Origin of the sequence: Nonomuraea sp. NPDC049784, from assembly GCF_040659615.1 — a bacterium.
GTDB lineage: Bacteria > Actinomycetota > Actinomycetes > Streptosporangiales > Streptosporangiaceae > Nonomuraea.
This window is the reverse complement of sequence record NZ_JBFAMX010000937.1, coordinates 1-2,878: the sequence shown is the minus strand read 5'-3', so window position 1 is coordinate 2,878 and position 2,878 is coordinate 1. Positions and strand designations below refer to the sequence as shown.

The window sequence follows — 2,878 nt, the reverse complement described above, 5'->3', positions numbered from 1 at the left end:
GGTGGCCGAGCGCGATGGCGCCGCCGTTCGGGTTGACCTTGGCGGGGTCCGCGCCGGTCTCCTTGATCCAGGCCAGGACCACCGGCGCGAACGCCTCGTTGATCTCGATCGCGTCGAAGTCGTCGATGGCCAGGCCGGTCATCCCGAGCGCGTGGACGGTGGCGGGGATCGGCGCGGAGAGCATCATGATCGGGTCGGCGCCGCGGGCCGAGACGTGGTGCACGCGGGCGCGTGGGGTCAGGCCGTGCTCCCGTACGGCTCTGGGAGATGCGATGAGCAGGGCCGCCGCGGCGTCGGAGATCTGGGACGCCAGGGCCGCGGTGAGCCGGCCGCCCTCGACCAGAGGCTTGAGCCCGGCCATCTTCTCGACGGTGGTGTCCCTGCGTGGGCACTCGTCCGTGGCGACGCCCTCGTAGGAGGTGATCTCGCGGGCGAAATGTCCGGCGTCGATGGCGTGGACGGCCCGGCGGTGCGACTCGTACGCGTACCGCTCCATCTCCTCGCGGGAGACGTCCCAGGCGACGGCCATCTGCTCGGCCCCGGCGAACTGGGAGACCTCCTGCGTGCCGTACCGCTCGACCCAGCCCTTGGAGCCCCCGAAGGGGGTCTCGTGCCCGAACGCGCGGCCCGCGAGCATCGCGGCCGAGATGGGGATCATGCTCATGTTCTGCACGCCGCCCGCCACCACCAGGTCGCTCGTGCCGGACAGCACGGCCTGGGCGGCGAAGTGGAGCGCCTGCTGGGACGAGCCGCACTGGCGGTCCACCGTGACGCCCGGGACCTCCTCGGGGAGCCCGGCAGCGAGCCAGCAGGTGCGGGCGATGTCCCCGGCTTGCGGGCCGATCGTGTCCACGCAGCCGAAGATCACGTCGTCGACGGCCGACGGATCGGCGTCCGCGCGGTACATCAGCTCCTTGAGCACGTGCGCTCCGAGATCGGCGGGATGAGCCGCGGCCAGGCCGCCGTTCCTGCGTCCTACGGGGGTGCGGACCGCGCCGACGATGTACGCCTCATTCACCCTCGAATGGTAGCAAGCGCTTGGTGTGGTGCGGAATGCCGTATGAGCTGGGGCAGTTAGGTGAACAAGCGATTGTCTGAGGGCTCATAATGGTGTCGTGACCACGCGTAAGAACTCCGGCACCACGACAACCCCGGCGAAGCGCCAGCGCGCGACCGCATCGGGACCGGCCTCCGAGCGCCGCGACCACCTCGTCAAGCTCGCCGCGGAGCTCTTCGCGCGCAAGGGCTTCCAGGCCACGACCGTACGTGAGATCGCCGACGAGGCAGGCATCCTCTCCGGAAGTCTCTACCACCACTTCGACTCCAAGGAGACGATCGTCGACGAGGTGCTCTCCACCTTCCTCGACGACCTCATCGCCCGCTACCGCGCGGCGGTCGACTCCAGCGCCGACGCCCGCACCGTGCTGTCGGAGATGGTCCGCATCGGGTTCGGCACGCTCGAGCCCCACCGGGCCGCGATCACGGTCATGCAGAACGACTGGAACTACCTGCGGCAGTTCGAGCGGTTCAACTATCTGGTCAAGGCCGAGGACGAGGTCGAGCAGATCTGGGTCGCGCAGATCAAGAAGGGACAGGCGGCCGGGCTGTTCAGGTCCGACGTCGATCCGAAGCTGACGTACCGCATGATCCGGGACACGATCTGGGTCGCGGTGCGCTGGTTCCGCCCGGGCGGCAGGCTCAACACGACCGCGCTGGCCGAGCACTACATCACCGTGCTCTTCGACGGCCTCGCCACGGGCGAGCGCACCACGCAAAAGGGATGAGCCTCGGCAAGGCGGTGCGGCTGGCACTGCAGGATGCCGCGGAGCCCGGCAAGGCCGAGGCCATGCGCGCCTACATGAAGTCCTCGATGCCGTTCCTGGGCGCCCAGGCCGTTGCCAGGCGGGCGGCGCTCAGGCGGGTCTTCTCCGAGCACCGGCTGGACAGCGCGCCGGAGTGGCGGCGGGCCGTGCTGGGGCTGTGGCGGGAGGCCGAATACCGCGAGGAGCGTTACGCCGCCGTCGAGCTGTCCGGCCACCACCTCTACCGGGACTTCCAGACCCTCTACACGGTGCCGATGTACGAGGAGATGATCGTCACCGGGGCCTGGTGGGACCTGGTGGACGAGCTGGCCACGCACCGGATCGGCGGCCTGCTGGCCGCGTTCCCCGACTCGATGCGGCCGCTCATGCTGGAGTGGGCGCACGACGGCGACCTGTGGAAGCGGCGCACCGCCATCCTGTGCCAGAACCGGTTCAAGCAGCGCACGGACACGGCCCTGCTGTACGCGTGCATCGAGCCCAGCCTGGCCGACAACGACTTCTTCGCGCGCAAGGCGATCGGGTGGGCGTTACGCGAGTACGCCAAGACCAATCCCGCCGACGTGATCCGCTACGTCAACGCCAAGGGCATCTCTGGCCTGAGCCGCCGCGAGGCACTCAAGAACCTCCCCGTCACCTAGTCCACAGGGCATCCTGAACGGCCTGCACAAGTGCGATCAGCTCCGGCGTGACGCGCTCCTTCGACCAGGCCAGCGCGTACGTGATGCGCAGGTCGCCGGCGTCGAGCGGCACGAAGCGCACGTCGTCCCTCCTGATGGATCTGACCAGGAGCTGCGGGATCGGCAGCAGCCCGGCGCCCGCCGCCACCAGGTCGAGCGCGGCGGCGAAGTCGTCGTCGGCCACCATGCGCGAGCGCCCCGGCAGCCCCGCCCAGGGGCGGCTGCCCGGCGTGAGCAGCACCTGGCCACCCAGCTCGTCCGGGGTGACCTTGGGCCTGGCCGCCAGCCGGTGGCCCACGGGGACGGCCAGGTGGTCGACCGTGACGTGGAACCTGGCCGCCGTCACGAACTGCGCGGGCGCCGGAGTGGCCAGGATCG

4 protein-coding genes are annotated in these 2,878 nt (G+C 70.1%); 2 read left to right on the top strand and 2 right to left on the bottom strand.

The genetic code is table 11. The features are described 5' to 3' along the window. Positions 1-1,018, bottom strand: a 1,018-nt coding sequence (locus AB0J09_RS61315; RefSeq protein WP_360713257.1) for an acetyl-CoA C-acetyltransferase, incomplete at its 3' end; no start/stop codon positions are given. A 97-nt stretch (positions 1,019-1,115) separates the two neighbouring features. Between AB0J09_RS61315 and AB0J09_RS61310 the strand changes: the two genes are divergently transcribed. After that, positions 1,116-1,784 (top strand): TetR/AcrR family transcriptional regulator, encoded by a 669-nt coding sequence (locus AB0J09_RS61310; protein ID WP_360713255.1) that lies wholly within the window; start codon positions 1,116-1,118, stop codon positions 1,782-1,784. Further along, complete coding sequence (locus tag AB0J09_RS61305; protein ID WP_360713253.1) at positions 1,781-2,461, top strand: DNA alkylation repair protein; 681 nt, start codon at positions 1,781-1,783, stop codon at positions 2,459-2,461. Before AB0J09_RS61310 ends, AB0J09_RS61305 begins: the two co-directional genes overlap by 4 nt. On the opposite strand, the gene AB0J09_RS61300 is transcribed toward AB0J09_RS61305, so the two are convergent. Next, the coding region (locus AB0J09_RS61300; protein WP_360713251.1) for a LysR family transcriptional regulator substrate-binding protein at positions 2,454-2,878 on the bottom strand (425 nt) is incomplete at its 5' end. The two genes, AB0J09_RS61305 and AB0J09_RS61300, sit on opposite strands and share 8 nt — an antisense overlap.